The 2,198-nt window shown below is 47.2% G+C and carries 3 protein-coding genes and 1 tRNA gene; all 4 read left to right on the top strand.

Annotation, left to right across the window (positions count from 1 at the left end; translation table 11 throughout):
• Window positions 1-1,127 (top strand): DUF2723 domain-containing protein (locus Q0628_RS07250; protein WP_298769595.1); only part of this gene is annotated, 1,127 nt, incomplete at its 5' end.
• A gap of 42 nt (window positions 1,128-1,169) precedes the next feature.
• Window positions 1,170-1,243, top strand: a tRNA-Cys gene (locus Q0628_RS07245).
• Between the two features lie 11 nt (window positions 1,244-1,254).
• Complete coding sequence (locus tag Q0628_RS07240) at window positions 1,255-1,689, top strand: hypothetical protein (RefSeq protein WP_298769593.1); 435 nt, start codon at window positions 1,255-1,257, stop codon at window positions 1,687-1,689.
• Window positions 1,686-2,198, top strand: a 513-nt coding sequence (locus tag Q0628_RS07235; RefSeq protein ID WP_298769587.1) for an LptF/LptG family permease, incomplete at its 3' end; no start/stop codon positions are given. The genes Q0628_RS07240 and Q0628_RS07235, both read left to right, overlap by 4 nt.

The raw sequence follows: 2,198 nt of genomic DNA, 5'->3' as shown, positions 1-2,198 counted from the left end.
TGCCTATGGTGAAAGAGCGGGCGTACCAAGAAAGCCTGAGCCTGACGGTGTTTATCTTGAAAAGCTGTTTTTTAATTGGTCACAGGGAAGCCTCCACAGAAATTCTCCCGGCATTGAGTTTTTCAAATTCCCATCCGCTTTATATATGCTTCGCCAGGCTTGTCGCTTCCACCCCCTTTCACGTCACGCTTGTTTCGTCTTTGTTCGGCGCACTCGCGGTCGGCGGATTTTACCTTTGCTCGCGCAATGCCCCGCTTACGGCTCTATTTGGCCTATCACACATGCTTTGGCGGATGTCGTGCCTTGCGGAAGTACAAACGATGAACCTTGCTTTTACCGCTTTTGTGACACTTTTCATTCTGCAATACATAAAAAGCGGCAATAACGGATGGTTCGTAGCAGCCGCATTTTTGTCAGGATTACAGCTAACGGTTCACAATTTTGCGCTTTTGCAGTTGCCGGCAATGGCCGTAATTTTTTTGCTACAGCTCAAAAATGCAAAGTTTGGACTATGGCTTTTACAGGCATTCGCAGTTGCTGCGGCATGGGCAATTGGTGCGGCATATTGGCTTTATGCAATATTTACGCGCGGCGCAGCAGATGTACTTGTCGGCAAATATGCAGACAAAGTGATGGGCTTCTTTCCGCAAGATATTAAGCTTACCATATTCAACTTGGCACTATCGATGATGAGCTTTTTAATCCCATCTATGATTGTATGGTGGAATCGGCGAGAACTTAAATGGAAAAATGATACGATAGCGTGGCGGTGCGTGATAGGCTTATTTGCGGTAAATTCAATTTTCTTTATCCGATATTTCGTACCCGATCAGGCAACATTCCTATTGCCAACGCTATTCTTCGCTTTTTTACTTCTAAAGGACGTCAGGTTGCCGTCAACGCGTATGATACCGCTCGTCATTATGCAGATACTATTGCCGCTTATCGCGTATCAAATCGCCTCGCAATTGCCGCTAGAGCAAAATCGCACCAAGCACCCATATCGTAATGACGCAAAGTATTTTGCATACCCTTGGAAATTTAACGACGATTCTGCCGACCGCTGCGCCGGACTGAAGTCTATCGAATGGAACGGATACATCGATGGACCAAAAAGTCGCTATTGACGCACGGCAATATAATATGATATAATACGCACCAACTTGACTGGTGGGATGGCCGAGCGGTTAGGTCGCGGACTGCAAATCCGCTTACAGCGGTTCAACTCCGCTTCCCACCTCCATTCTCGCACTGATGAGCCGTAAATTCATACAAGATTGCTTTGCCTTGTTTCTTACAGCGGTCGCTTGGTTTTGGACGGCTTATGAATGTCATACAATCGGCATACAGGTTTTCGATTCCTTATTGAAGATTTTCCCCGGGCAGCTGTGGATTATGGCGGCGGTTCTGACATATCTCACGTTTATCTGGATGCGCAAACACCTGATCACGCGGGCAATAATGGCCATATTCATGCTGATGCCAGCAGAAGTTTTCAAGGTTCTGCGCCCCATATTGCCTGAAAGCGGTTTCGCTCCAGTTCAAATTCTGGTCGCGCTCTTTTATCTTCTCGCCATAATTGGAATGTACGGCATGTTCTATCCTTGGAATATCGAAAAGTTTTTAGCGAAATTGGGGCTTGTTGAAAATCTCGAGACCGAAGAAAAAAAGCCGGAGCCTGCGAGGTGAACAAGATTACCAGGTATGTGTTAAAGGAATTTTCCATTCCGCTTTTTTACTGCCTGACGGGTTTCATTTCTATATACGTGCTTTTCGAACTGTTCGGTTCGTTTTCCCGTCTTTCCGAGTCGGGGATGCCGATTGCCGTTATTGTCCAGTATTTTCTGGCATACCTTGCGCCGCATTTCATCTGGCTCGCTCCGGCGGCCCTGATGCTCGCGACGCTTTACACGATGTGGAATTTCTGCAGGCATTCCGAGCTTGTGGCCATGCGGGCGAGCGGACTGGGGTTTCTTACGATAGTCAAGCCAATTTTGGGCGTGTCGATCATAATGACGATTTTCGTTTTTTATGTGAGCGAAAGCTATGTGCCGCGTTATGCCCAATGGGCCAAGAATCTCCGTACCGAAAAGTTCGACTACAAAAAAGCGAGACTGATGGAGAATCTTACCTTTCGCAGCCGTGAAACCGGTCACACGTGGACGGTCGGGGAAATTGTCGACAGGAACACATTCAAG

Origin of the sequence: uncultured Fibrobacter sp. (assembly GCF_937877005.1) — a bacterium.
GTDB lineage: Bacteria > Fibrobacterota > Fibrobacteria > Fibrobacterales > Fibrobacteraceae > Fibrobacter.
Note: the sequence above shows the minus strand (reverse complement) of the source record. Positions and strands in the feature narration are given on the sequence as shown.

What these genes read in the sequence shown, in the direction of transcription:
- Q0628_RS07240 (WP_298769593.1), top strand. Translation starts at nt 1,255, where the DNA reads ATGAGCCGTAAATTCATACAAGATTGCTTTGCCTTGTTTCTTACAGCG.